The organism is Streptomyces sp. NPDC057682 (assembly GCF_042799575.1).
Lineage (GTDB): Bacteria > Actinomycetota > Actinomycetes > Streptomycetales > Streptomycetaceae > Streptomyces.
In genome coordinates, this window is the sequence record NZ_JBHVIN010000013.1 from 247,128 (window position 1) to 272,914 (window position 25,787).

Here is a 25,787-nt window from a genome sequence, read left to right on the forward strand (position 1 = left end):
TCGGTGTGTTGCAGAACCGACACAAAACGGCCCGCGGCGTCAGCACGGGCCGTGCGACTGCGTAGGGTGCGGGGAAACCGCGCACGGATGGTTGCGGGGACAGCGGAGAGGGGACAGCGCGTGACGGTCAATATGACCAAGGGCCAGGCCATCAGCCTGCAGAAGGGCGACGGGGGAACCCTGACCGCGGTACGGATGGGGCTCGGCTGGCAGGCGGCCCCGCGCCGCGGTCTGTTCGGATCGCGCACCCGGGAGATCGACCTGGACGCCTCGGCGGTCCTGTTCGCCGACAAGCAGCCGGTGGACGTCGTGTTCTTCCGGCACCTGGTCAGCGACGACGGCTCGGTCAAGCACACCGGGGACAACCTGGTCGGCGGCGCCGGTTCGGGCGGCGACGACGAGGCGATCCTGGTCGACCTCCAGCGGGTGCCGGTCCACATCGACCAGATCGTCTTCACGGTGAACTCCTTCACCGGCCAGACGTTCCAGGAGGTGCAGAACGCCTTCTGCCGCATCGTCGACGAGACCAACGGCCAGGAGCTGGCCCGCTACACGCTGGACGGCGGCGGGCAGTACACCGCGCAGATCATGGCCAAGGTTCACCGCGCGGGCAACGGCTGGCAGATGACCGCCATCGGCACCCCGGCCAACGGCCGCACCTTCCAGGACCTCATGCCGGCGATCCTGCCGCACCTGTAGGGCCGGCCCGACCCCGTCCCGGGGTCCACACCGGTGGGTACAGCTCCCGGCGGCACCGGCCGCCGGGAGCTGTACCGCATCACGACCACATACGGCACCGCAGCGTGCGGCGGCAACTCGTCGAGGGGACAGGGCCATGACGGCCGAGCTGGTCCGGGGGCAGAACCACACCTTGCCCCAGACCCATCTGGAAGTCCGGATTTCGGCCGGCACACCCGTCGTGGCCGGCGCCACGCTCGGGGACGAGCACGGCACCGTGCGCGGCACGGAGTGGATAGCCCATCCCGGGGCACCGCAGCTGCCCGGCCTGGAGGTGTCCCGGCAGGCCGCCGCGGAGCACCGGCTCGCCGTGGACCTCGACGCCCTGCCCGGGACGGTCCACCGGGTGACGGTGCTGCTCGCCCTGCCGACGCAGTCGGGCGGGCCCACCCGCTTCGGGGCCGTCGCCTCGCCCTTCGTCGCCGTCACCGGACTCGACGGCACCGAGATCGCCACCTTCACCCTGACCGGCCTGGACACCGAGTCCGCGGTCGCCGCCCTGGAGCTCTATCGCCGGCAGGGCGCCTGGAAGGTCCGCGCGGTCGGCCAGGGGTACGCGGGCGGTCTCGCCGCGATGCTCGCCGACCAGGGGCTGGGCGCCGAGGCCGACACGCTGGTCCGCTCCATCCAGGAGGCCGTGGCCGCCGGACTGGCCCGCTCGGTGGCCCCGCCCCCGCCGCGCACCCCGGAGGGCGACCGGGTCCGGCAGGCAGGCGGTGCCGCGGCGGCCCAGGGCGGCGGCCGCCCCCGCACCGCGCCCGAGCCCCCGCGTCCGGACCCCGCCCGGCCGGACGAGCCCGCCACCCCTGCCGGTACGCCGGTGACCCCGACGCCCGCCCCGGGCCCGGCCGCGCCGGCCGGCGGCCCCATCGACTACGCGCACCCGCGCCGCCAGTCCACGGCGCCCCCGCCACCCCCGCCCGCCGCGCCGCCCGCCGAGCCCGGCAGGCCCGCGACCCCGGTCGCCGGCGACGCGACCGGCTGGTCCATGGACGAACGGCTCTACAACCAGGTCTGGGGCATGTTCGAGGACCTGGCCCGTGCCACCGCCGCCTACCGCAGCGCGGTCGACTTCGCCGAGTCCCGGATGGACCAGGAGCTGGAGCGGACCCTGTCCGACCCGCGCAGCCGGATCGGCGGCGCGGGCGACCGGGCCAGGGCGGAGGCCCGTGCCAAGCGCGACGAGCTGACCTCCCGGGCCCGCGAGGCGCTGGACCGCGACCTCGCGCAGCTCGCCGCCGAGGCCGCCGTCGTGGAGCCCGCGCTGCCCGCCGCGTACGCGGGCTGGGACAACCCCGTCTGGCACGGCTACCGCGTCCCGATGGAGATCCCCATGGCGCTGCGGATCGGTGACCTCCATCTGCCGGAGGACACCGCCCTGCGCATTCCGCTGCTCGTCCGGCTGCCGCTGGAGCGGGGCATCTGGATCGACAGCGGACGCACCGCCTCCGAGGCCGCGGCGCTGACCGACTCCGACCAGCTGCGCCGGCTCGCCGTGGAGACCGCCGTCCTGCACGCGGCGCGGCTGCTGGCCGTCTACCCGCCGGGCGAGTTCTCGGTCCATGTCATCGACCCGGCCGGCTCCGCCGCCGCGGCGCTCGCCCCGCTGACGGGCTCCGGGGTGCTGGCGAGCCCGCCCGGCTCCGGACCCGGTGGGGTCTCCGAGGTCCTCGCCCGGCTCACCCGGCGCGTCGACCTGGTCCAGATGGCGATCAGGGCCGGGGCCGCGGACTCCCTGCCGCCGGACCTGGACCCGGCCGAGCAGCTGCTCATCGTCAACGACTTCCCGCACGGCTTCGACGACCGCGCCGTCACCCAGTTGCGCTACCTCGCCGACGAGGGGCCGTCCGTCGGGGTGCATCTGCTGATGGTCGCGGACCGGGAGGACGCGGCCGGATTCGGCCCGGTGCTCGATCCGCTCTGGCGCTCGCTGCTGCGCATCACTCCGGTCGCCGACGACCATCTGGCCGACCCCTGGGTCGGTCACGCCTGGACGTACGAACCGCCCAGGACGCCGCCCGGCAGCCGTGTCCTGGACCAGGTGCTGGCCCAGGTCGCCTCCGCGCGCCGCACCGGAGGCCGCTGAGCCCTCCCTCCTCGCACCCCTCCCCACCAGGCATTTTGGAGATCTTTTAGCCTTCTCTTTACCTTTCCTTGGGAATCCCTGTACTGTTCATGGTGCGGAGGGGAGTACTCCCGTACGCGGCGTTCCCGTCAGTACGGACCGTGACCGGTCCCGGGGCGCCGGCCCAGGCGCGCAGCCCGTGCGCCCGGGTGGAAGAGACCTCCGGCAGCGACGACGCTGATCAGTAGCCGTAGCGAACTGCCGGAGGCGCAGTGGACGTTTCATGGACCCTCTGGGTGCTGACCATTCTCGGTCTGAGTGCCCTGATCGCCGTCGACTTCTTCATCGGGCGCAAGCCCCATGACGTGTCGACCAAGGAAGCCGGAATCTGGACCGTCGTCTGGATCGCCCTGGCCGTTCTCTTCGGGCTCGGCCTGCTCGTCTTCGGCGAGAGCCAGGCCTCGGGCGAGTTCTTCGCCGGCTTCATCACCGAGAAATCGCTCAGCGTCGACAACCTCTTCGTCTTCGTGCTGATCATGGCGAAGTTCTCGGTGCCCTCCCACCTCCAGCAGCGGGTGCTCCTGATCGGTGTGCTCATCGCGCTGGTGCTCAGGGCGGTGTTCATCGCCGCGGGCGCGGCGGTCATCGCCAACTTCTCCTGGGTCTTCTACATCTTCGGCGCGTTCCTGATCTACACCGCCTGGAAGCTCATCCAGGAGGCGCGGGCCGACGAGGAGGACGAGGAGTTCGAGGAGAACCGGCTCCTCAAGAACATCGAGCGCCGCTTCGGCGTCGCCGACCGCTACCACGGCACGAAGCTCTTCATCCGGGTCAACGGCAAGCGCGTCCTGACGCCCCTCATGGTCGTCATGCTCGCCATCGGCACCACCGACGTGCTGTTCGCGCTGGACTCGATCCCCGCGATCTTCGGCCTGACCCAGGACCCGTACATCGTCTTCACCGCCAACGCCTTCGCGCTCATGGGGCTGCGGCAGCTGTACTTCCTGATCGGCGGGCTGCTCAAGAAGCTGGTCCACCTCAGCTACGGGCTCTCGGTGATCCTCGGCTTCATCGGCGTCAAGCTGGTGCTGCACGCACTGCACGAATCCGGGGTGCACGTCCCCGAGATCTCGATCCCGGTCTCGCTCGGCGTCATCTGCGGCGTCCTGGTGATCACCACGATCACCAGCCTGATGGCCACGCGGAAGCAGACGGCGGCGGAGGCCGCGAAGACCGCCGAGTCCGAGGACTCCCCGGACCGTGGCGCCGGTATCGACGCCTGAACGGCGTGAAGAAGGGGTGCGGGCGCGATGTGCGCCCGCACCCCTTCTCGCGTACGCCGTCACCAGCCCCGGGCGCGCCACTCCGGGAGGTGCGGGCGCTCGGCGCCGAGCGTGGTGTCGTCGCCGTGCCCCGGGTAGACCCAGGTCTCGTCCGGCAGCGGATCGAAGAGCTTGGTCTCCACGTCGTGCAGCAGGCTCGCGAAGGCCTCGGGGTCCCGGCGGGTGTTGCCGACCCCGCCGGGGAAGAGGCAGTCGCCGGTGAACAGGTGAGGGGCGCCGTGCGGGTCGTCGTAGACCAGCGCGATCGATCCGGGGGTGTGCCCGGTCAGATGGCGGGCGGTCAGCGCGACCTCGCCCACGAGCACGGTGTCGCCGTCCTCGACCAGCACCTCCGTGGGGACCTCGATCCCCTCGGCGTCGAACCGCCCGGCGTACGTCCGCGCACCCGTCGTCGCGACCACCTCGGCCAGCGCCTGCCAGTGGTCGCGGTGCCGATGGGTGGTGACGACCGAGGCGATCGAGTCGTCACCGATCAGCCGCAGCAGCGTCCCGGCCTCGGCGGCCGCGTCGATCAGCAACTGCTCACCGGTGGCCCGGCAGCGCAGCAGATAGGCGTTGTTGTTCATCGGGCCGACCGCGACCTTGGAAATCATCAGATCCGTCAGCTCGTGCACATCCGCGCGTCCGCCGACCTTCACCGCTCCGCTGTACGTCACGCATATCACCCTATAGCGGAGGGAGCGCGGGCAGCGATCCGCCGTCGACCGTGAGGGCCGAGCCGTCCCGCCGGCCGCTGAGCCAGCCCAGCAGCTCGGACGCCGTGCCGCGCACGCCCACGGGCCCGCCCTCCGCGCCGCCGCCGGTCGTCCAGGTGCGGCCCGCCGCGTCGGCCAGGCCGGTCGACGGGACCGACGGGTGACCCGCGAACCGCTCGGCCAGGAAGTCGATCTCCCGCGCGGTGAACTCCTCGGGCAGGTCCTCCAGCTCGTAGCCGATCCCCAGGTCGACGTGGTGCAGATCGACCTCGGCCCAGCGGCGGAACGGGATCCGGGAGGCGGAGTCCGTCACGCCGTTGCGCAGCTCCACCGTGCGGGACCAGTCCGCCGGTACGGCCGCGGCCGCCATGAAGCGTTCCGCGCTCGCGGCCAGGTCGGCCAGCTGTTCCGCGCGGGGGCGGAGGGCGTCGCGCTCGATGTCCCGGTCGCGGGTTTCGCTGTCTGCGTACATGGCCCGGCCCCGGAGAACATTTACGAGCGCGTCGGCGTTACGTGAGAGGTGGGCGACCACATGGTTCCTGCTCCAGCCCGGCAGACGTGACGGGCCGGCGAGGGCCGCGTCGTCCAGTTTCTCCGTGGCGCTGAGCAGCCGATCGGTCGCTTCCCGAAGTGCGGCCAGGTCGTGCGCGTGATCATTCATGGCCCCGAGCGTAGTGCCGCCACTCATTCGGGTGAAGGAGTCTTCAGCCGTCCGTAAATCGAATGCGCGTGCTATACGCTCGGAGTCGAAAGCTTCGTACACCGCTGTGGCGCCCCCCATACCCTGGGCAGGGGCTCAGTTCCCCCGCTTCCCTCTAGAAAGGTGCGGACCGGCGTGGCCGACCGTCTCATCGTCCGTGGCGCTCGCGAGCACAACCTCAAGAACGTCTCGCTCGACCTTCCCCGCGACTCCCTGATCGTCTTCACCGGGCTCTCCGGGTCGGGCAAGTCGTCGCTCGCGTTCGACACGATCTTCGCCGAGGGCCAGCGGCGCTACGTGGAGTCCCTCTCCTCGTACGCCCGCCAGTTCCTCGGCCAGATGGACAAGCCGGACGTCGACTTCATCGAGGGCCTCTCGCCCGCCGTCTCCATCGACCAGAAGTCGACCTCGCGCAACCCGCGCTCGACGGTCGGCACGATCACCGAGGTCTACGACTACCTCCGGCTGCTCTTCGCCCGGATCGGCAAGCCGCACTGCCCCGAGTGCCACCGGCCGATCTCCCGGCAGTCGCCGCAGGCGATCGTCGACAAGGTCCTCGGCCTGCCCGAGGGCAGCCGCTTCCAGGTGCTCTCGCCGCTGGTGCGCGAGCGCAAGGGCGAGTTCGTCGACCTCTTCTCCGATCTCCAGACCAAGGGGTACAGCCGGGCCAGGGTCGACGGAGCGACCATTCAGCTCTCCGAGCCGCCCACGCTCAAGAAGCAGGAGAAGCACACCATCGAGGTGGTCGTCGACCGCCTCACCGTCAAGGACAGCGCCAAGCGCCGGCTGACCGATTCGGTCGAGACCGCGCTGGGCCTCTCCGGCGGCATGGTCGTGCTCGACTTCGTCGACCTTCCCGAGGACGACCCCGAGCGCGAGCGGATGTACTCGGAGCACCTCTACTGCCCGTACGACGACCTCTCCTTCGAGGAGCTGGAGCCGCGCTCCTTCTCCTTCAACTCGCCGTTCGGCGCCTGCCCCGACTGCACGGGCATCGGCACCCGCATGGAGGTCGACCCCGAGCTGATCGTCCCGGACGAGGAGAAGTCCCTCGACGAGGGTGCCATCCACCCCTGGTCGCACGGCCACACCAAGGAGTACTTCGGCCGCCAGATCCGGGCCCTGGCCGACGCCCTCGGCTTCCGTACGGACATCCCCTGGGCCGGGCTGCCCCAGCGTGCCAAGAAGGCGCTGCTCTTCGGCCACAAGATCCAGACCGAGGTGCGCTACCGCAACCGCTACGGGCGCGAGCGCGCTTATACGACGCCGTCCTTCGAGGGCGCCGTCCAGTTCGTCAAGCGGCGCCATTCTGAGGCCGAGAGCGACTCCAGCCGGGAGCGCTTCGAGGGTTACATGCGCGAGGTGCCCTGCCCCACCTGCGAGGGGACCCGCCTCAAGCCGATCGTCCTGGCGGTCACGGTGATGGAGAAGTCCATCGCCGAGGTCTCCGCCATGTCGATCAGCGAGTGCGCCGAGTTCCTGGGCCGGATGAAGCTGAACGCCCGCGACAAGAAGATCGCCGAGCGGGTGCTCAAGGAGGTCAACGAGCGGCTGAGGTTCCTGGTCGACGTGGGCCTGGACTATCTCTCGCTCAACCGCGCGGCCGGCACCCTGTCCGGCGGCGAGGCCCAGCGCATCCGGCTCGCCACCCAGATCGGCTCCGGTCTGGTCGGTGTCCTCTATGTGCTGGACGAGCCCTCCATCGGGCTCCACCAGCGGGACAACCACCGGCTGATCGAGACCCTGGTCCGCCTCCGCGACATGGGCAACACGCTCATCGTCGTCGAGCACGACGAGGACACCATCAAGATCGCCGACTGGGTCGTCGACATCGGCCCCGGAGCCGGCGAGCACGGCGGCAAGGTGGTCCACTCCGGATCGCTCAAGGAGCTGCTGGCCAACGACAAGTCGATCACCGGTCAGTACCTGAGCGGCAGGAAGGCGATCGACACCCCCGAGGTGCGGCGCCCGGTCGACCCCTCCCGGCTGCTCACGGTGCACGGCGCCCGGGAGAACAACCTCAGGGACATCGACGTCTCCTTCCCCCTCGGTGTCCTCACCGCCGTCACCGGCGTCTCCGGATCCGGCAAGTCGACGCTGGTCAACGACATCCTCTACACCCACCTGGCCCGTGAGCTGAACGGCGCCAAGTCGGTGCCCGGCCGGCACACCCGGGTCGACGGCGACGACCAGGTCGACAAGGTGGTGCACGTCGACCAGTCGCCCATCGGCCGTACGCCGCGCTCCAACCCGGCGACGTACACCGGCGTTTTCGACCATGTCCGCAAGCTGTTCGCGGAGACGATGGAGGCCAAGGTCCGCGGCTATCTGCCCGGCCGGTTCTCCTTCAACGTCAAGGGCGGCCGCTGCGAGAACTGCTCCGGCGACGGCACGATCAAGATCGAGATGAACTTCCTGCCGGACGTCTACGTCCCGTGCGAGGTCTGCCACGGGGCGCGCTACAACCGGGAGACCCTGGAGGTCCACTACAAGGGCAAGTCCATCGCCGAGGTGCTGGACATGCCGATCGAGGAGGGCCTGGAGTTCTTCGAGGCCGTCCCGACCATCGCCCGCCATCTGCGCACGCTCAACGAGGTCGGCCTGGGATACGTGCGGCTCGGCCAGCCCGCGCCGACGCTCTCCGGCGGCGAGGCCCAGCGCGTGAAGCTGGCGAGCGAGCTGCAGAAGCGCTCCACCGGCCGGACGGTCTACGTCCTGGACGAGCCCACCACCGGTCTGCACTTCGAGGACATCTCCAAGCTGATCCAGGTGCTCTCCGGTCTGGTCGACAAGGGCAACTCGGTGATCGTCATCGAGCACAACCTCGATGTCATCAAGACCGCGGACTGGGTCATCGACATGGGACCCGAGGGAGGCAACGGCGGCGGTCTGGTCGTCGCCGAGGGCACCCCGGAGCATGTGGCGGGCGTCCCCGCCAGTCACACCGGGAAGTTCCTCCAGGACATCCTGGACGCCGACCGCGTGAGCGAGGCGGCGGCGCTCCCGGCGCCGAGGAAGGCCGCGCGGAAGACCGCCGCGAAGAAAGCGGCTGCCGAGAAGAAGACGGCTGCCCCGAAGAAGACGGTGGCGAAGAAGACCGCCACCGCCACCGGTACGGCAGCGGCCAAGAAGACCGCGGCCAAGAAGGCGACCCGGGCCCGCAAGGCCTGACGCCGGGAGCACCCGGCAGCGGACGGCGGCCCCGGCCCGTGGACGTACACGGACCGAGGGCCGCCGTCCGCGGTCCGCTCCGGCTGTCTGCTCCCGCAGTCCGTCGCCGCGACGCCGCCCGTCGCCGACGGCGTCCGCCCCCCGGCGCGGACGCCTCCGGCACCGCCGGTATCGTCGGTTCCGTCACCGATGCCGCCCTCGCCCGAGGTGTTCGGACATCGCAGACCCCCTGACCCGCAGCCCCGAGACCCGTGGAGACCGCATGTCCGGCCAGCCCGCCGCCCGCCGCACCGTGCTGAAGGGCGCCGCCCTCGCGAGCGTCGCCGGTCTCGGCGCGGCCGCCTGCTCGACCGACTCCAAGCTGGGCCACGCCGAGTCGCCGACCCCCACCGCACCGGTCGAGCTCGGCACCCCGGACGAGGTCCCGGTCGGCCAGTCCAAGCTCTACCGCGAGCAGCGTGTCATCGTCAGCTGCCCGGCCAAGGGCGAGTTCAAGGCCTTCAGCGCCCAGTGCACCCACGCGGGCTGCCTGCTGGACCGGGTCGAGAAGAACGAGGGCCACTGCCCCTGCCACGGCAGCCTCTTCGACACCACCACCGGCAAGGCCCTGCACGGCCCCGCGACCGTCCCGCTGCCCTCCGTCCCGGTCCGGGTCGAGGGCGGCAAGCTGGTCGCCGGCCCCGACGCCTGAGACGCCCCCTCACGGACCGTCCGGCCCCGTCACCCGCGGGCCCGGTCACTCCCAGTCCCAGTCGATCCCGACGAGCCCCGGACGCACCCCCTGCTCCACCAGGTGCACCGTCCGGTGCCGGCCGGTGAGCGTGAGATCCGAGCGGGCACCGCGCGGGGCCCCCGCCGAGACCTGCGCGAAGCGCCGGCACCGCACCGGAAGCGCCGCCTCGTCGAAGCCGACCTGGAGCACGTACTGCCCGCCGCCGAAGCTGAAACCGCGGACGTACTCGTCGCACGGCCCGCCCGTGCCGTCCTCGAAGCCGTAGCCGAAGAGATACGTCTCCCCGGCCCGCAGCCGGGTGTCGAAGAGCAGCTCGGCGACCAGCACCCCGCAGTCCGCGTCCCACCGCACCCGCCCGGTCCGGCAGTTCTCCCGGGCGGTCACCACGACCCGGGCGGGATCGCAGCCCGGATCGCCCCGGTAGACGGCCAGATAGCGGTCGATCCCGTCGCGATGGGCGCGTACGACGTGCTGCGAGGTCCGGCGCTGGAGCCGGCGGCCGGACCCGATCCGCACCCGCTCCTGGTGCCCGACCGTGTGCAGCCCGCCGTCCGCCGGTGACTCCATGGCGGCCAGCAGCCGCTCCACCGCCCCGGACCCCTCCACCAGCGAGCGGTACGAGCGGGCCGGCGGGCGCTCGGACCCGTCGCGGGACTCCCCGGCGTCCAGCAACCCGAGCAGTGAGTTCTCCGGCAGCCGCAACACCTCCTCCAGCGCCTTCACGGCCCGCAGGGACTCCGGACGCTGCGGACGCCGGGCCCCCTGCTGCCAGTAGCTGAGACTGGTCACCCCGACCCTGACCCCGCGGTGCGCGAGATGGTGCTGCACCCGCTGGAGCGGTAGCCCGCGCACCGAGAGCGCGGTGCGCAGCGCCAGATGGAACGGGCCGGTGTGCAGCACCTGCGCCAGTTCGGCCTCGGTGTGCTGCATGGGTCCTCCAGGTGAACGTTCACGACGGGCGGGCGAGCGGCCGCGCCGTGGGACTGCCGGTCCGCAGGTGGGCGGGGCAGGGCGTTCACGCACCCGCCACCGTCGTTCACACCGCGGTGTTCCCCCGCATTGAAGCGCGTTGACCCGTTCCCGACAACGGTTGATGCTCCTCGACAGCGTCCGGACGCGCTCCTGAAACCCCCACCCCGTCCCACCACGGGAGGATTACCATGCGCAACCGAAGAGCACGAGGACTGCGGCGGTCGGTGACCGTCGTACTCGCCGCCCTGCTGCTCACCGCCCCCGCGGTCACCGTGACCGCCACCGCCGCCGACCGCACCACCGCCGACCGCACCACGGCCACCGCACCGGCCGCCCTCGCCGCCGCCCGACGCCTGAACATCACCATGCAGGCCCAGCAGAAGAGCAACTGGTGCTGGGCCGCCTCCGGCAACACCATCGCCACCTGGTTCGGCCGCTCCTACTCGCAGAACCAGTTCTGCAACGCCGCCTTCGGCCGTGCCCAGGGCTACGAGTGCCCCAACTCGCAGGCCGCCCTCGACAACGTCCAGAACGGTCTGTACTGGGCCGGCATCAACCCCGGCTCGTACGTCAACGGCTGGCTGCGCTACCCGACCGTGCAGGCCGAGATCGCCGCGGGCCGCCCGGTGGAGACCCGTATCCAGTGGTCCTCCGGCGGCGGCCACATGCACGTCCTGTACGGCTACGACGACTCCGGGAGCTGGGTCTACTGGGGCGATCCCTGGCCCTCCAGCAACCGCTACAACTGGGCCTCCCACGCCTGGTACGTGAACAACAGCGAGTTCTCCTGGACCCACTCCCTCTACCGGATCGGGGCGTGACGGCATGACCTCCCTCCGCAGCGCACGCGGTGCGCGCCCCGTCGCCGCCGCCGTCCTCGCGAGCGGCCTGCTGGCCGGGGCCGCCCTGCTCACCGCCGCCCCGCAGGCGGCGGCCGCCGACGGCACCTCGGCCAGTGGCCCCTCGGCCACCCCGGCGGCCCTGGCGGCCGCCCACGAGGCCGCCACCGACAGCGCCACCCTCAACACGCTGTCCCGGTTCTTCGCCCGGGAGGGCGCCGTCAGCAGGGCGGCGGCCGCACCCCGCGTCGAAGGCGCGACCGTACCCGTACGCAGCCTGAACGCGGCCTTCGTCGCGGGCGAGCCGGGGGCGCCCGTCGCCGCCCTCGACTACCTGGCCAGCACCGCCGTCTCCTCGGACGGGCAGAAGGCGTCGCTCTGGACGCTGCCCGCACCCGACGGCAACGGGGACTGGCAGGTCGTGAACATCGCCTCGGGCGACGACGAATCCCGCTACGCGGCGGCCGGGGCCCGCGCCCTGCCCGGCGGCACCGTGTTCCGGGAACCGCAGATCGACGCCTGGTACGTCCAGAAGGGCAGCCGGGTGCTCCCGCTCGACGAGGACGCCGTGAAGGCCGTCGGCGCGCACGGCACCACGCTCGCCGCCTACCGCACCCGGGTCCGCGCCGCCTACGCCGACAAGCTCCCCGGCTCCCGCTACGCCCGCTCCGGCAAGGCGGGCGGCTACGGCCCGTCCGCCGTGTCCCCGGGCCCCCGCTCCGGCCCGGCCGTCGCGGCTTCCGCGCCCGGCTCCGGCACCCCGGACGGCGGCGTCCCCGCCACCGCGACGGCCGCCGGAGCGGCCGGACTGCTCGCCCTGGGCGGGGCGGCGGTCCTGCGCCTGCGCCACCGGCGCCGCACCGGATGACCTCCGGTCCACGAGGTCACGGACAGCCGACCGCCGGTCCGTGACGCCCGGGACCGTGCCGTCCCACCCGACGACGGCACGGTCCGCGCCTCCCCGGTGCACCGCGCCCCGGAGCACGCGACCTCACCGCGTGCCCCGGGGCGCGGCTCCCTTCCGGGGCACCCGCGCTGTCACTGCCCGCAAGTAGGGTGGGGACCATGGCAGACCCCTCCAGCTACCGCCCCAAGCCGGGACAGATCCCCGACTCCCCGGGGGTCTACAAATTCCGCGACGAGCACCGCCGGGTGATCTACGTCGGGAAGGCGAAGAGCCTGCGCCAGCGCCTGGCCAACTACTTCCAGGACCTCTCCGGACTCCACCCGCGCACCCGCACGATGGTGACCACCGCGGCCTCCGTGGAGTGGACCGTCGTCGCCACCGAGGTCGAGGCGCTCCAGCTGGAGTACTCCTGGATCAAGGAGTTCGACCCCCGCTTCAACGTCAAGTACCGGGACGACAAGAGCTACCCCTACCTCGCGGTCACGCTCAACGAGGAGTTCCCGCGCGTCCAGGTCATGCGCGGCGCCAAGAAGAAGGGCGTGCGCTACTTCGGTCCGTACGGGCACGCCTGGGCGATCCGCGAGACGGTCGACCTGATGCTCCGGGTCTTCCCCGTACGCACCTGCTCCGCCGGTGTGTTCAAGAACGCCGCCCGCACCGGCCGCCCCTGCCTCCTCGGCTACATCGGCAAGTGCTCGGCCCCCTGCGTCGGCCGTGTCACCCCCGAGGAGCACCGCGAACTGGCGGACGACTTCTGCGACTTCATGGCCGGCCGCACCGGCACCTACATCCGCCGTCTGGAGAAGGACATGATGGCGGCGGCCGAGGAGATGGAGTACGAGCGCGCGGCGCGGCTGCGCGACGACGTCGAGGCGCTGAGGCGCGCCATGGAGAAGAGCGCCGTCGTCCTCGCCGACGCCACCGACGCCGATCTGATCGCCGTCGCGGAGGACGAGCTGGAGGCCGCCGTCCAGATCTTCCACGTGCGCGGCGGCCGGGTGCGCGGCCAGCGCGGCTGGGTGACGGACAAGGTGGAGAACGTCGACACCTCCGGCCTCGTCGAGCACGCGCTCCAGCAGCTGTACGGGGAGGAGAGCGGCGACTCCGTCCCCAAGGAGGTCCTGGTCCCGGCCCTTCCCGAGGACCCGGACGCGGTCGCGCAGTGGCTGGCCGGCCGCCGAGGCTCCCAGGTCAGCCTGCGCGTCCCGCAGCGCGGCGACAAGAAGGACCTGATGGTCACGGTCGAGCGCAACGCCCAGCAGGCCCTGGCCCTGCACAAGACCAAGCGCGCCTCCGACCTGACCACCCGCTCCCGGGCCCTGGAGGAGATCGCCGAGGCGCTCGGCCTGGACTCCGCCCCGCTGCGGATCGAGTGCTTCGACATCTCGCACCTCCAGGGCGACGACGTCGTGGCCTCGATGGTCGTCTTCGAGGACGGTCTGGCCCGCAAGGGGGAGTACCGCCGCTTCCAGATCAAGGGCTTCGAGGGCCAGGACGACGTCCGCTCGATGCACGAGGTGATCGGCCGCCGCTTCCGCCGCTACCTCCAGGAGAAGGAGCGGCTGGGGGAGTGGGAGGAGGACCCGCGGACCACGGACGCGTCCGCCACCGGCCCCGCCCCCACCGGCCCCGTGCCCGCCGGGGATCCCGACGACGGGGACACCGGCTCCGGCGAGCCCCGTGAGGACGACGGCCGCCCCAAGCGCTTCGCCTACCCGCCCCAGCTCCTGGTGGTCGACGGCGGACAGCCCCAGGTCGCGGCGGCCAAGCGGGCCCTGGACGAGCTGGGCATCGACGACATCGCCGTCTGCGGCCTGGCCAAGCGCCTGGAAGAGGTCTGGCTGCCCGACGACGACGATCCGGTCGTCCTGCCCCGCTCCAGCGAGGGCCTCTACCTCCTCCAGCGCGTCCGCGACGAGGCGCACCGCTTCGCCATCACCTACCAGCGCGCCAAACGGGCCAAGCGCATCCGGTCCAGCCCCCTGGACGCGGTCGCCGGCCTCGGCGACACCCGGAAACAGGCTCTGATCAAGCATTTCGGCTCCGTCAAGAAGCTGAGGCAGGCGACAATCGACGAGATCTGCCAGGTTCCGGGGATAGGCCGCCGGACGGCGGAGTCCGTGGCGGCCGCCCTCGCCTCGGCCGCCCCGGCCGCGCCCGCCGTGAACACGGCGACAGGAGAGATCATGGAAGAGGACGACGGGGGCAGCACGACATGACCGAGCACGACCATGAACACGCGCACGACCGCACCGACCGAGCAGACGGAGCAGCACACGTGAGTACGGGCACCCCGACCGAGACGGGCGACAGCACGGTGGCCATCCCCGAGCTGGTGATCATCTCCGGCATGTCGGGCGCCGGACGCAGCACGGCCGCCAAGTGTCTGGAGGACCTCGGCTGGTTCGTCGTGGACAACCTGCCACCCGCGCTGATCCCCACCATGGTGGAGCTCGGCGCCCGCTCGCAGGGCAATGTGGCCCGGATCGCCGTCGTCGTCGACGTCCGCGGCCGGCGCTTCTTCGACAACCTGCGGGAATCCCTCGCCGACCTGGAGTCCAAGGGCGTCACCCGGCGCATCGTCTTCCTGGAGTCCTCCGACGACGCCCTGGTCCGCCGCTTCGAGTCGGTCCGCCGCCCGCACCCCCTCCAGGGCGACGGCCGCATCGTCGACGGCATCGCCGCCGAGCGCGACCTGCTGCGCGAGCTGCGCGGCGACGCCGACCTGGTGATCGACACCTCCGGCCTCAACGTCCACGAGCTGCGGGCCAAGATGGACGCCCAGTTCGCCGGCGAGGAGGAGCCGGAGCTGCGCGCCACGGTGATGTCCTTCGGCTTCAAGTACGGGCTGCCCGTCGACGCCGACCTGGTGGTGGACTGCCGCTTCCTGCCCAACCCGCACTGGGTCCCGGAGCTGCGCCCCTTCACCGGACTCAACGAGGAGGTGTCCTCGTACGTCTTCGACCAGCCGGGCGCCAAGGAATTCCTCAACCAGTACACGGAACTGCTCCAGCTCGTCGCCGCCGGCTATCGCCGCGAGGGCAAGCGCTATGTGACGATCGCGGTCGGCTGCACCGGGGGCAAGCACCGGTCCGTGGCCATGTCGGAGAAGCTGGCGGCCCGGCTCGCCGCGGAGGGGATCGAGACCGTGCTCGTACACCGGGACATGGGGCGCGAGTGACCAGTCGCAACATGCGTCTGCGCCGGCTGCGCAGGGGAGTCCCCTCGCCGCTGGGCCGCAAGCGCGGCGCACAGCCCAAGGTCGTCGCCCTCGGCGGCGGCATGGGCCTGTCCGCCTCGCTCACCGCGCTGCGCCGGATCACCGGCGATCTGACCGCCGTGGTCACCGTCGCCGACGACGGCGGCTCCAGCGGCCGGCTCCGCGAGGAGCTGGGCGTCCTGCCGCCCGGCGACCTGCGCAAGGCGCTCGCCGCCCTGTGCGGGGACGACGAGTGGGGCCAGACCTGGGCCCAGGTCATCCAGCACCGCTTCCAGTCCAAGGGCGACCTCCACGAGCACGCGGTCGGCAATCTGCTGATCGTCGCCCTCTGGGAGCAGCTGGGCGACCACGTCCAGGCCCTCGACCTGGTCGGCAAGCTGCTCGGCGCGCACGGCCGGGTGCTGCCGATGTCCGCCGTGCCGCTGGAGCTCCAGGCGCTCGTGAAGGGGCACGACCCGGAGCGCCCGGACGACGTGGACACGGTGCGCGGCCAGGCCACGGTGGCGCTCACCCCCGGCGAGGTCCAGTCGGTGCACGTGGTCCCCGCCGACCCGCCGGCCGTCCCCGAGGCGGTCGCCGCGGTGCTGGACGCGGACTGGGTGGTGCTCGGCCCCGGCTCCTGGTTCTCCTCGGTCATTCCGCATCTGCTCGTCCCCGAACTGCTGGACGCGCTCGTCGAGACCAAGGCCCGCAAGGTCCTCTCGCTGAACCTCGCACCGCAACCCGGTGAAACAGATGGCTTCTCTCCGCAGCGTCATTTGGAGGTTTTGGGACGACACGCCCCTAAACTCGCCCTGGACGTGGTGCTGGCCGACGAGGCCGCCGTGCCCGACCGCGAGTCCCTCGCCGATGCCGCCAAACGGCTCGGCGCCGCGGTCGAGCTGGCGCCCGTGGCCTCACCCGACGGCGTTCCGATTCATGATCCGGAGCTGTTGGCCGCCGCGTACGACCGTATTTTTCGGATGCATGGAAGGATCGGCCCATGGCGATGACGCCAGCGGTGAAGGACGAAATCTCCCGGCTTCCCGTGACCCGTACCTGCTGCCGCAAGGCGGAGGTCTCGGCGATTCTCCGGTTCGCGGGCGGGCTGCACCTGGTGAGCGGCCGGATCGTGATCGAGGCGGAGCTGGACACCGCGATGGCGGCGCGCCGGCTCAAGCGGGACATCCTGGAGATCTTCGGGCACAGCTCGGAGCTGATCGTGATGGCCCCCGGCGGGCTGCGCCGGGGCTCGCGCTATGTCGTACGGGTGGTGGCGGGCGGCGACCAGCTGGCCCGCCAGACCGGCCTGGTGGACGGCCGCGGCCGCCCCATCCGCGGCCTTCCCCCGCAGGTGGTCTCGGGGGCCACCTGCGACGCGGAGGCCGCCTGGCGCGGCGCGTTCCTGGCCCACGGCTCGCTCACCGAGCCGGGCCGCTCCTCCTCCCTGGAGGTGACCTGCCCCGGTCCGGAGGCCGCCCTCGCCCTGGTCGGAGCCGCCCGCCGGCTCTCCATCGCGGCGAAGGCCCGCGAGGTGCGCGGGGTGGACCGGGTCGTCGTCCGCGACGGCGACGCCATCGGCGCCCTGCTCACCCGGCTCGGCGCCCATGAGTCGGTGCTGGCCTGGGAGGAGCGGCGGATGCGCCGCGAGGTCCGCGCCACCGCCAACCGGCTCGCCAACTTCGACGACGCGAACCTGCGCCGTTCCGCCCGTGCCGCCGTCGCCGCCGGTGCCAGGGTGGGCCGCGCCCTGGAGATCCTGGGCGAGGAGGTCCCCGAGCACCTCGCGGCGGCCGGCCGGCTGCGCATGGAGCACAAGCAGGCCTCGCTGGAGGAGCTGGGCGCCCTGGCCGACCCGCCGCTCACCAAGGACGCCGTCGCCGGACGCATCCGCCGGCTGCTCGCCATGGCCGACAAGCGCGCCCAGGACCTCGGCGTCCCGGGAACGGAATCCACTCTCAGCGAAGAGATGGCCGACGGTCTGGTCGGCTGAGCGCGGCCCTCTCCGGCCGGTCCGGAGGGGAACGCGCCGCGCACCGGCCGACGTTGACGCTGTGTGACCGCGCCGGCCGCCGGGAGCGGAACGCCGCGGGCCCGTAGCCCTACCGGGGAGTACGGGCCCGTGGCGTTCTTACGGCCCCGCTCGATGTCACCCCGGAGGCCTCGGAAGGGTAGGGTCGTAGGCGGTCGGGGACATCCCATACAACTCGCCGGCGTCGAAAACCGGCGTACCTAACGAGGAGATCGGTTCGTGACGATCCGCGTAGGCATCAACGGCTTTGGCCGCATCGGTCGTAACTACTTCCGCGCGCTGCTGGAGCAGGGTGCGGACATCGAGATCGTGGCTGTCAACGACCTGGGTGACACCGCGACCACGGCCCACCTGCTGAAGTACGACACCATCCTGGGTCGTCTGAAGGCAGAGGTCAGCCACACCGCCGACACCATCACCGTCGACGGCCACACCATCAAGGTGCTCTCCGAGCGCAACCCGGCCGACATCCCCTGGGGTGAGCTGGGTGTCGACATCGTCATCGAGTCGACCGGCATCTTCACCAAGAAGGCCGACGCCGAGAAGCACATCGCGGGCGGCGCCAAGAAGGTCCTCATCTCGGCTCCGGCCAAGGACGAGGACATCACCATCGTGATGGGCGTCAACCAGGACAAGTACGACGCGGCCAACCACCACGTCATCTCCAACGCCTCCTGCACGACCAACTGTGTCGCGCCGATGGCCAAGGTGCTCGACGAGAACTTCGGCATCGTCAAGGGCCTGATGACGACGGTCCACGCGTACACGAACGACCAGCGCATCCTGGACTTCCCGCACTCGGACCTGCGCCGCGCCCGCGCCGCCGCCGAGAACATCATCCCGACCACCACGGGTGCCGCCAAGGCCACCGCCCTGGTCCTCCCGCAGCTCAAGGGCAAGCTCGACGGCATCGCGATGCGCGTCCCGGTCCCCACCGGTTCCGCCACCGACCTGGTCGTCACCCTGCAGCGCGAGGTCACCAAGGACGAGGTCAACGCCGCGTTCAAGAAGGCCGCCGACGACGGCGACCTGAAGGGCATCCTGTACTACACCGAGGACCCGATCGTGTCCTCGGACATCGTCAGCGACCCGGCGTCCTGCACCTTCGACTCCTCCCTGACCATGGTCCAGGAGGGCAACACGGTGAAGATCCTCGGCTGGTACGACAACGAGTGGGGCTACTCCAACCGCCTCGTCGACCTGACGGTGTTCGTCGGCGGCCAGCTCTGACCGTCGGTCCGGCAGGCACCTCGATGTGAGCACGGGGCTCGAACGGCGCAACGGCGCGCCGTTCGAGCCCCGTCGCATGCCTCCCTCGCGCTCCAAGGAGTCCAGACAGATGAAGACGATCGACGAACTTCTCGCCGAAGGGGTCGCCGGCAAGCGGGTATTCGTCCGCGCCGACCTCAATGTGCCGCTCAGCGGCACCACCATCACCGACGACGGGCGGATCCGTGCCGTCGAGCCGACCGTGCGGAAGCTGGCCGAGGCCGGCGCCCGTGTCGTCGTCGCCTCGCACCTGGGCCGCCCCAAGGGCGCCCCGGACCCGGCGTTCTCGCTGGCCCCCGCCGCGACCCGGCTCGGCGAGCTGCTGGGCACCGAGGTGGCCTTCGCGACCGACACCGTCGGCGAGTCCGCGCGCGCCACCGTTGCCGCGCTCACCGACGGCGAGGTCGCCGTCATCGAGAACCTGCGCTTCAACCCCGGCGAGACGTCCAAGGACGACGCCGAGCGCGGCGCGTTCGCCGACCAGCTGGCCGAGCTGGCCGATCTGTACGTGGGCGACGGCTTCGGCGCCGTGCACCGCAAGCACGCCTCCGTCTTCGACCTCCCGGCCCGTCTCCCGCACGCGGCCGGCGATCTGATCGCCACCGAGGTCGGCGTCCTGAAGAAGCTCACCGACGACGTGCAGCGCCCGTACGCGGTGGTGCTCGGCGGCGCCAAGGTCTCCGACAAGCTCGGCGTCATCGACCACCTGCTGGAGCGCGCCGACCGCATCCTCATCGGCGGCGGCATGGCGTACACCTTCCTCAAGGCCCAGGGCCACGAGGTCGGCAGCTCGCTGCTCCAGGAGGACCAGATCCCGGCGGTCCAGGAGTACCTGCGGCGCGCCGAGGAGAAGGGCGTGGAGTTCGTGCTCCCCGTCGACGTCGTGGTCGCGCCCGCCTTCCCCGACCTCAAGACCAAGGCCCCGGCCCACCCCGACACCGTCCCCGCCGACGCCATGCCGGCCGGGCAGATGGGTCTGGACAACGGTCCGGAGACCAACAAGCTCTACGCATCGAAGCTCGCCGACGCGGCCACCGTCTTCTGGAACGGCCCGATGGGCGTCTTCGAGCACCCCGACTTCGCCGAGGGAACCCGGGCCGTCGCCCAGGCCCTCGTCGACTCCTCGGGCTTCAGCGTGGTCGGCGGTGGCGACTCGGCCGCCGCGGTCCGCATCCTGGGCTTCGACGAGAACGCGTTCGGACACATCTCGACCGGTGGCGGTGCCAGCCTCGAATACCTCGAGGGCAAGACGCTTCCCGGCCTCGCCGCTCTGGAGGACTGACCTTTCATGACTGCTACTGCCCACGGCCGGACCCCGCTGATGGCGGGCAACTGGAAGATGAACCTCAACCACCTGGAGGCCATCGCCCACGTCCAGAAGCTCGCCTTCGCCCTGGCCGACAAGGACTACGACGCCGTCGAGATCGCCGTCCTGCCGCCCTTCACCGACCTGCGCTCCGTGCAGACGCTGGTCGACGGCGACAAGCTGAAGATCAAGTACGGCGCCCAGGACATCTCGGCGCACGACTCCGGCGCGTACACCGGTGAGATCTCCGGCTCCATGCTCGCCAAGCTGAAGTGCACCTTCGTCGCCGTCGGCCACAGCGAGCGCCGCCAGTACCACGGCGAGACCGACGAGGTCTGCAACGCCAAGGTGAAGGCCGCGTACCAGCACGGTCTGACCCCGATCCTGTGCGTTGGCGAGGGCCTGGACGTCCGCAAGGCCGGTGAGCAGGTCGCGTACACCCTCGCGCAGCTCGACGGCGCCCTGAAGGACATCCCGGCCGAGCAGGCCGAGTCCATCGTGATCGCCTACGAGCCGGTCTGGGCCATCGGCACCGGCGAGGTCGCCACCCCCGAGGACGCGCAGGAGGTCTGCGGTGCGATCCGCGTCCGCCTCGCCGAGCTGTACTCGCAGGAGCTGGCCGACGCGGTCCGCATCCAGTACGGCGGCTCGGTGAAGTCCGGCAACGTGGCCGCGATCATGGCGCAGCCCGATGTGGACGGCGCCCTGATCGGCGGTGCCGCCCTGGACGCCGACGAGTTCGTCAAGATCGTCCGCTTCCGCGACCAGTGAGTATGCGGTAGCGCGGATCCGTCGTACCCTTGCGGGGGCCAGGAGGGCACCACCTCCCGGCCCCCGTTGTTCGCATACGCAGTCCAGGATTTCCGGAAAGTAGGGACCAGCCGTGGTTTTGGCGTTCGAGATCGCCCTGATCGTCTTCAGCCTGCTGCTGATGCTGCTGGTGCTGATGCACAAGGGAAAGGGCGGCGGTCTCTCCGACATGTTCGGTGGCGGCATGCAGTCGTCCGTCGGCGGCTCCTCCGTCGCCGAGCGGAACCTCGACCGGATCACCGTGGTGGTCGGTCTGGCCTGGTTCGCGTGCATCGTCGTGCTTGGTCTCCTCATCAAGCTGGACAACTGACCCCGCGCGTGCGATTCGCCGGTGGAGGTGTAACTCCTTTCACTGGACGCGCGTTGGGCCTTACGTAGACTGGGGCATCTTCGAGCACCATCACGCAGGGAGTTACGACCGTGGCAAGTGGCAACGCGATCCGGGGAAGCCGGGTCGGAGCGGGGCCGATGGGGGAGGCCGAGCGCGGCGAGTCCGCGCCACGTCTCCGCATCTCCTTCTGGTGCTCGAACGGGCACGAGACGCAGCCGAGCTTCGCCCATGACGCGCAGGTACCGGAGACCTGGGACTGCCCGCGCTGCGGCTTCCCGGCCGGCCAGGACCAGGACAGCCCGCCGGACCCGCCGCGCACCGAGCCGTACAAGACGCACCTCGCGTACGTGCGCGAGCGGCGCAGCGACGCGGACGGCGAGGCGATCCTCGCCGAGGCCCTCGCCAAACTCCGCGGCGAGATCTGAGACATGCCCGCATAGAAGTTCACCGGCCGGACACCCCCAGGGTGCCCGGCCGGCGCCCTTTCGCCGGGCCGCAGCCCGCCGTTGCGCCCTCCACCGCCACGATCAATTAGGTTGGTGGGGCAGCGGGGAAACTGCGGTTACGAGAAGAAGTGGGCTGATGTCCGGGATGAACGCACAAAGCCGTACCAGGCTCGACCAGACGCCGGAATGGGCGGCGCTGGGCAAGCACCGCGAGCAGCTCGGCTCGACGCATCTGCGCGGGCTGTTCGCGGACGATCCGGAACGCGGCACCGGATACACCCTGCGGGTCGGTGACCTCTACATCGACTACTCCAAGCACCTGGTGACCGACGAGACGCTGACGCTGCTGCGCCGCCTCGCCGAGACCACCGACGTCGCCGGACTCCGGGACGCGATGTTCCGCGGCGACAGGATCAACACCACCGAGGACCGCGCCGTCCTGCACACCGCGCTGCGCGCCCCGCGCGGCGCCGTGATCGAGGTCGACGGCGAGAACGTGGTGCCCGCCGTGCACGCGGTGCTCGACCGGATGGCCGCCTTCTCCGAGCGCGTCCGCTCCGGGGAGTGGACCGGCCACACCGGCAAGCCGATCAAGAACATCGTCAACGTCGGCATCGGCGGCTCCGACCTCGGCCCCGCCATGGCCTACGAGGTGCTGCGCTCCTTCACGGACCGCTCCCTCACCGTCCGCTTCGTCTCCAACGTCGACGGCGCCGACCTCCACGAGGCCGTGCACGACCTCGACCCGGCCGAGACGCTGTTCGTCATCGCGTCCAAGACCTTCACGACGATCGAGACCATCACCAACGCCACCTCCGCCAGGAACTGGCTGCTGACCGGACTGAGGGCCGGTCAGGAAGCCGTGGCCAAGCACTTCGTGGCGCTCTCCACGAACGCGGAGAAGGTCGCGGACTTCGGCATCGACACGGCCAACATGTTCGAGTTCTGGGACTGGGTCGGCGGCCGCTACTCGTACGACTCCGCCATCGGCCTCTCGTTGATGGTCGCCATCGGTCCCGAGCGGTTCCGCGAGATGCTCGACGGCTTCCACCTCGTCGACGAGCACTTCCGCACCGCCCCCGCCGAGGAGAACGCCCCGCTGCTGCTGGGCCTGCTCGGCGTCTGGTACGGAGCCTTCTTCGACGCCCAGTCGCACGCGGTGCTGCCCTACAGCCACTACCTGTCCAAGTTCACCGCGTACCTCCAGCAGCTCGACATGGAGTCCAACGGCAAGTCCGTGGACCGCGACGGCAACCCCGTCGACTGGCAGACCGGACCGGTGGTCTGGGGCACCCCCGGCACCAACGGCCAGCACGCCTACTACCAGCTGATCCACCAGGGCACCAAGGTCATCCCGGCCGACTTCATCGGCTTCGCCGAGCCCGTCGAGGCCCTGCTGCCCGGACTGGTCGCCCAGCACGACCTGCTGATGGCCAACTTCTTCGCCCAGACGCAGGCGCTCGCCTTCGGCAAGACCCCCGACGAGGTCCGCGCCGAGGGCGTTCCCGAGGAACTGGTGCCGCACAAGACCTTCCGCGGCAACCACCCGACGACGACGATCCTCGCCGACCGGCTCACCCCCTCGGTGCTCGGCCAGCTCATCGCGCTCTACGAGCACAAGGTCTTCGTCCAGGGCGCCGTCTGGAACATCGACTCCTTCGACCAGTGGGGCGTCGAACTCGGCAAGGTCCTCGCCAAGAAGATCGAGCCGGTGCTGACCGGGGACGAGGGCACCGGCGGGCTCGACAGCTCCACGGCCGCGCTGGTCTCCGCCTACCGCGCACGCCGGGGGCGCTGAGTCCATGACGGAGGGGGAGGGGAGGGTACGGCTGCGGGCCCCGGCCCGCACACCGGACCCGCGGGCCGTCGGCTGGTGGCGGACCCGCTGGCTGCTGGGCACGGCCGCGCCGGTGGCCGTCCTGGCCGTGCTGGGGGTCCTTGTGACCCCCGCCCGGTTCTGGCTGCTGCTCGCCGCCGGGGTGCTCGCGGTCCTCGGCACCGGCTGCGCCCTCCTCGTCCCCCTCTGGCGGTTCCGCACCCACCGTTGGGAGGTCACCGGGGAGGCCGTGTACGTGCGCACGGGGGTGCTGTGGCAGGAGTGGCGGATCGCGCCGATGTCCCGGATCCAGACCGTGGACACCGTGCGCGGCCCCCTCGAACAGCTCCACCGCCTCGCCACCGTCACGGTCACCACCGCCTCCGCCCACGGCGAGCTGCGCATCGCCGGCCTCGACCACGAACGCGCGGCGGACCTGGCCGACCAGCTGACCCGGATCACCCAGGACACCCCCGGCGACGCGACGTGAGCACCCCCGCGCCGCCCGGCGACTGGCGCCCGCTCGACCGCCGCACCGTCTGGCTCACCGCCCTGGTCACCGCAGGGGTGGCCGCCGGCGCCGCCGTACCGACCACGCTCGGCCTCGCCGGCCGCCTCGGCCTCGGCCCCGCGATCGCCTGGGTGCTGGCCGGTGCGGCGGTCCTGATCACCGGCAGCGCGGGCGCCGACCTGGTGCGCTGGCGCCGCACCCGCTATCGCGTCACCACCGACCGGGTCGACCTCCACACCGGCCTCCTGCTCGTCAGGAAGCGCTCCCTGGCCCGGGACCGCATCCGCAGCGTCGACCTCACCGCCCACCCCGTCCAACGCGTCCTCGGCCTGGTCACCGTCCGTATCGGCACCGGCGAGCAGAGCGGCGGCGACTCCACCCTCGAACTCGACCCGGTCGCCCGCGCCGAGGGCGAACGCCTGCGCCGGACCCTCCTGGAACGCGGCGCCGGCCGCACCCCCGGCCACCACCGCGAGGGCGAACTCGTCACGCTCGACCCGCGCTGGATCCGCTACGCGCCGGTCTCCTTCGTCGCCCCCGCGCTCGGCGGCGCCGCCCTCGGCGCGGTGCTCCAGGTCAGCGACTGGTTCGGTGCCCAGGGCCGGGTCATCGCCTGGGCCGGGGAGCGGTTCCGGGAGTTCTCCCCGGTCACCGTCGTCGTGATCGTCGCGTCCGCCGCCCTGCTCGCCGGAATCGTCGGCGCGCTGGGCCTCTGGGTCGAGATGTGGTGGAACTACCGGCTGGAGCGCGAGCCGGGCGGCACCCTGCACCTGCGCCGCGGACTGTTCACCTCCCGGTCCGTCTCCGTCGAGGAGCGCCGGCTGCGCGGCATCGACCTCGTCGAACCGCTCGGCGTGCGGCTGCTGGGTGCCGCCCGCCTCGACGCCATCACCACCGGCCTGGCCAAGGACGACGAGGACCAGCGCGGCGGCGACCGCAACACCCTGCTGCCCCCGGCGCCCCGGCCGCTCGCCGACGAGGTCGCCGCGGCCGTCCTGCGCGAGGACACCTCTCCGACCACCACCGAGCTCACCGCGCACCCGCCCGCCGCGCGCGGACGCCGGCTGCGCCGGGCCCTGGCGGCCGTGCTGCTCCCCGTGCTCGTTCTCGCGGTCCTCGGCGCCCTGCTGACCCCCGTCCTGCTCTGGACCGCGCTCGGTTGTGCCGTCGCCGGGCTGCCTGCGGCCCGGCTGCTGGCGCGCGAGGCCTACCGAGGCCTCGGCCACGGAATCGGCGGCCGCTATCTGATCACCCGCTCCGGCGCGCTGCGCCGCTCCACCGCCGCGCTGGAACGGGCCGGGGTGATCGGCTGGACGGTCGGCCAGAGCTGGTTCCAGCGGCGCGCCGGGGTCCTGAACGTCACCGCGACGACGGCCGCCGGAGCGGGCTCCTACACCGTGTACGACGCCGACGCGTCCGAGGGCCTCGCCTTCGCGGCCGAGGCCGTCCCGGGGCTGCTGGAGCCCTTCCTGGAGCCCGTCCCGCCGGGGGAGTGAGGCCGGTCAGCGGCCGTGTGTCGTGTCGATGACGCAGAACCGATTGCCCTCGGTGTCCGCCAGGACCACGAAGTCCGGGTCCTCCGGATAGAGCCGCCAGTCGGTCTCCGCCGCCCCGAGCGCGAGCAGCCGCGCCACCTCGGCGTCCTGCTCCTCGGTGTACAGATCCAGATGGACCCGGGGGACCTCCTGGACGGGGGAGCCGCTGAGCCCCAGGGAGAGCCCCGGACCCGGCTTCCCGTCGGCGGGCACCAGCACCACCCAGTCCTCCGTCGCCGGCTCGCGCTCGACATAGCCGAGCGCCGCCTTCCAGAAGGCCGCCGCACGGCGTACGTCCGACGCGCCCATCACCACCGATCCGATGTGCACCATGGCCCGACCCTCTCACGCGAACGGGCCCGGCCCGCC

The 25,787-nt window shown here is 71.6% G+C and carries 23 protein-coding genes; 19 read left to right on the top strand and 4 right to left on the bottom strand.

Annotation, left to right across the window (positions count from 1 at the left end; genetic code table 11):
- The first annotated feature begins 120 nt into the window (after positions 1-120).
- The 3 genes from ACFVDM_RS24455 to ACFVDM_RS24465 all read left to right on the top strand — a co-directional run bounded on the left by ACFVDM_RS24455 (position 121) and on the right by ACFVDM_RS24465 (position 4,086).
- Positions 121-699, top strand: coding sequence for a TerD family protein (locus ACFVDM_RS24455; RefSeq protein ID WP_383643875.1), 579 nt, complete (start codon positions 121-123; stop codon positions 697-699).
- A 136-nt stretch (positions 700-835) separates the two neighbouring features.
- A complete protein-coding gene (locus tag ACFVDM_RS24460) occupies positions 836-2,824 on the top strand; it encodes a TerD family protein (RefSeq protein ID WP_383643878.1) in 1,989 nt (662 codons plus the stop codon).
- Between the two features lie 251 nt (positions 2,825-3,075).
- Positions 3,076-4,086 carry a TerC family protein gene (locus ACFVDM_RS24465; protein WP_383643880.1) on the top strand — a complete coding sequence of 337 codons (1,011 nt, stop codon included), beginning with the start codon at positions 3,076-3,078 and terminating at the stop codon, positions 4,084-4,086.
- Positions 4,087-4,145: 59 nt separating this feature from the next.
- On the opposite strand, the gene ACFVDM_RS24470 is transcribed toward ACFVDM_RS24465, so the two are convergent.
- Positions 4,146-4,802 carry an MBL fold metallo-hydrolase gene (locus tag ACFVDM_RS24470; RefSeq protein ID WP_383643883.1) on the bottom strand — a complete coding sequence of 219 codons (657 nt, stop codon included), beginning with the start codon at positions 4,800-4,802 and terminating at the stop codon, positions 4,146-4,148.
- Between the two features lie 10 nt (positions 4,803-4,812).
- Positions 4,813-5,502 carry a maleylpyruvate isomerase family mycothiol-dependent enzyme gene (locus tag ACFVDM_RS24475; RefSeq protein ID WP_383643885.1) on the bottom strand — a complete coding sequence of 230 codons (690 nt, stop codon included), beginning with the start codon at positions 5,500-5,502 and terminating at the stop codon, positions 4,813-4,815.
- 174 nt (positions 5,503-5,676) lie between these two features.
- Between ACFVDM_RS24475 and uvrA the strand changes: the two genes are divergently transcribed.
- Positions 5,677-8,712, top strand: coding sequence for an excinuclease ABC subunit UvrA (gene uvrA, locus ACFVDM_RS24480; protein WP_383643888.1), 3,036 nt, complete (start codon positions 5,677-5,679; stop codon positions 8,710-8,712).
- Positions 8,713-8,974: 262 nt separating this feature from the next.
- Positions 8,975-9,403, top strand: a complete 429-nt coding sequence (locus tag ACFVDM_RS24485; RefSeq protein WP_383643891.1) for a Rieske (2Fe-2S) protein — start codon at positions 8,975-8,977, stop codon at positions 9,401-9,403.
- 45 nt (positions 9,404-9,448) lie between these two features.
- Here ACFVDM_RS24485 and ACFVDM_RS24490 read toward each other — a convergent pair whose 3' ends face one another.
- Entirely contained in the window at positions 9,449-10,375 is a 927-nt protein-coding gene (locus tag ACFVDM_RS24490; RefSeq protein ID WP_383643894.1) for a hypothetical protein, read from the bottom strand.
- 230 nt (positions 10,376-10,605) lie between these two features.
- Between ACFVDM_RS24490 and ACFVDM_RS24495 the strand changes: the two genes are divergently transcribed.
- From ACFVDM_RS24495 to ACFVDM_RS24560, 14 genes are all read left to right on the top strand, one after another.
- Positions 10,606-11,238 carry a papain-like cysteine protease family protein gene (locus ACFVDM_RS24495; RefSeq protein WP_383643897.1) on the top strand — a complete coding sequence of 211 codons (633 nt, stop codon included), beginning with the start codon at positions 10,606-10,608 and terminating at the stop codon, positions 11,236-11,238.
- A gap of 4 nt (positions 11,239-11,242) precedes the next feature.
- Positions 11,243-12,124: a hypothetical protein gene (locus ACFVDM_RS24500; protein WP_383643900.1), complete on the top strand. Its 882-nt coding sequence runs from the start codon at positions 11,243-11,245 to the stop codon at positions 12,122-12,124.
- 197 nt (positions 12,125-12,321) lie between these two features.
- Entirely contained in the window at positions 12,322-14,382 is a 2,061-nt protein-coding gene (uvrC, locus tag ACFVDM_RS24505; protein WP_383643903.1) for an excinuclease ABC subunit UvrC, read from the top strand.
- Positions 14,379-15,344, top strand: coding sequence for an RNase adapter RapZ (gene rapZ, locus ACFVDM_RS24510; protein ID WP_383643906.1), 966 nt, complete (start codon positions 14,379-14,381; stop codon positions 15,342-15,344). Before uvrC ends, rapZ begins: the two co-directional genes overlap by 4 nt.
- Positions 15,341-16,375, top strand: coding sequence for a uridine diphosphate-N-acetylglucosamine-binding protein YvcK (gene yvcK, locus ACFVDM_RS24515; protein ID WP_383643909.1), 1,035 nt, complete (start codon positions 15,341-15,343; stop codon positions 16,373-16,375). Before rapZ ends, yvcK begins: the two co-directional genes overlap by 4 nt.
- Entirely contained in the window at positions 16,366-17,355 is a 990-nt protein-coding gene (gene whiA / locus ACFVDM_RS24520; protein ID WP_356736213.1) for a DNA-binding protein WhiA, read from the top strand. The genes yvcK and whiA overlap by 10 nt, the downstream gene beginning before the upstream one ends.
- Positions 17,356-17,613: 258 nt before the next feature.
- On the top strand, positions 17,614-18,624 hold the full coding sequence (gap, locus tag ACFVDM_RS24525; RefSeq protein ID WP_073968324.1) for a type I glyceraldehyde-3-phosphate dehydrogenase: 1,011 nt from the start codon (positions 17,614-17,616) through the stop codon (positions 18,622-18,624).
- 109 nt (positions 18,625-18,733) lie between these two features.
- Positions 18,734-19,945 carry a phosphoglycerate kinase gene (locus ACFVDM_RS24530; RefSeq protein ID WP_383643914.1) on the top strand — a complete coding sequence of 404 codons (1,212 nt, stop codon included), beginning with the start codon at positions 18,734-18,736 and terminating at the stop codon, positions 19,943-19,945.
- Between the two features lie 6 nt (positions 19,946-19,951).
- Positions 19,952-20,740, top strand: coding sequence for a triose-phosphate isomerase (tpiA, locus tag ACFVDM_RS24535; protein ID WP_383643917.1), 789 nt, complete (start codon positions 19,952-19,954; stop codon positions 20,738-20,740).
- Between the two features lie 112 nt (positions 20,741-20,852).
- A complete protein-coding gene (gene secG / locus ACFVDM_RS24540) occupies positions 20,853-21,089 on the top strand; it encodes a preprotein translocase subunit SecG (protein WP_383643920.1) in 237 nt (78 codons plus the stop codon).
- Positions 21,090-21,199: 110 nt separating this feature from the next.
- Complete coding sequence (locus ACFVDM_RS24545) at positions 21,200-21,535, top strand: RNA polymerase-binding protein RbpA (protein ID WP_383643923.1); 336 nt, start codon at positions 21,200-21,202, stop codon at positions 21,533-21,535.
- Positions 21,536-21,701: 166 nt separating this feature from the next.
- The gene (gene pgi, locus ACFVDM_RS24550) at positions 21,702-23,354 is read left to right on the top strand and encodes a glucose-6-phosphate isomerase (protein WP_383643974.1); all 1,653 of its coding nucleotides are present in this window, start codon (positions 21,702-21,704) and stop codon (positions 23,352-23,354) included.
- Between the two features lie 4 nt (positions 23,355-23,358).
- Entirely contained in the window at positions 23,359-23,862 is a 504-nt protein-coding gene (locus ACFVDM_RS24555) for a PH domain-containing protein (RefSeq protein ID WP_383643926.1), read from the top strand.
- Positions 23,859-25,379, top strand: coding sequence for a PH domain-containing protein (locus tag ACFVDM_RS24560; protein ID WP_383643929.1), 1,521 nt, complete (start codon positions 23,859-23,861; stop codon positions 25,377-25,379). The genes ACFVDM_RS24555 and ACFVDM_RS24560 overlap by 4 nt, the downstream gene beginning before the upstream one ends.
- Before the next feature lie 6 nt (positions 25,380-25,385).
- Here ACFVDM_RS24560 and ACFVDM_RS24565 read toward each other — a convergent pair whose 3' ends face one another.
- Complete coding sequence (locus ACFVDM_RS24565; protein WP_383643932.1) at positions 25,386-25,751, bottom strand: VOC family protein; 366 nt, start codon at positions 25,749-25,751, stop codon at positions 25,386-25,388.
- Between the last annotated feature and the right edge of the window lie 36 nt (positions 25,752-25,787).

What these genes read in the sequence shown, in the direction of transcription:
- tpiA (WP_383643917.1), top strand. Translation starts at nt 19,952, where the DNA reads ATGACTGCTACTGCCCACGGCCGGACCCCGCTGATGGCGGGCAACTGG.
- ACFVDM_RS24475 (WP_383643885.1), bottom strand. Translation starts at nt 5,502, where the DNA reads ATGAATGATCACGCGCACGACCTGGCCGCACTTCGGGAAGCGACCGAT.
- pgi (WP_383643974.1), top strand. Translation starts at nt 21,702, where the DNA reads ATGAACGCACAAAGCCGTACCAGGCTCGACCAGACGCCGGAATGGGCG.
- ACFVDM_RS24500 (WP_383643900.1), top strand. Translation starts at nt 11,243, where the DNA reads ATGACCTCCCTCCGCAGCGCACGCGGTGCGCGCCCCGTCGCCGCCGCC.
- ACFVDM_RS24495 (WP_383643897.1), top strand. Translation starts at nt 10,606, where the DNA reads ATGCGCAACCGAAGAGCACGAGGACTGCGGCGGTCGGTGACCGTCGTA.
- whiA (WP_356736213.1), top strand. Translation starts at nt 16,366, where the DNA reads ATGGCGATGACGCCAGCGGTGAAGGACGAAATCTCCCGGCTTCCCGTG.
- ACFVDM_RS24530 (WP_383643914.1), top strand. Translation starts at nt 18,734, where the DNA reads ATGAAGACGATCGACGAACTTCTCGCCGAAGGGGTCGCCGGCAAGCGG.
- rapZ (WP_383643906.1), top strand. Translation starts at nt 14,379, where the DNA reads ATGACCGAGCACGACCATGAACACGCGCACGACCGCACCGACCGAGCA.
- ACFVDM_RS24490 (WP_383643894.1), bottom strand. Translation starts at nt 10,375, where the DNA reads ATGCAGCACACCGAGGCCGAACTGGCGCAGGTGCTGCACACCGGCCCG.
- ACFVDM_RS24555 (WP_383643926.1), top strand. Translation starts at nt 23,359, where the DNA reads ATGACGGAGGGGGAGGGGAGGGTACGGCTGCGGGCCCCGGCCCGCACA.
- ACFVDM_RS24460 (WP_383643878.1), top strand. Translation starts at nt 836, where the DNA reads ATGACGGCCGAGCTGGTCCGGGGGCAGAACCACACCTTGCCCCAGACC.
- ACFVDM_RS24565 (WP_383643932.1), bottom strand. Translation starts at nt 25,751, where the DNA reads ATGGTGCACATCGGATCGGTGGTGATGGGCGCGTCGGACGTACGCCGT.
- uvrC (WP_383643903.1), top strand. Translation starts at nt 12,322, where the DNA reads ATGGCAGACCCCTCCAGCTACCGCCCCAAGCCGGGACAGATCCCCGAC.
- ACFVDM_RS24485 (WP_383643891.1), top strand. Translation starts at nt 8,975, where the DNA reads ATGTCCGGCCAGCCCGCCGCCCGCCGCACCGTGCTGAAGGGCGCCGCC.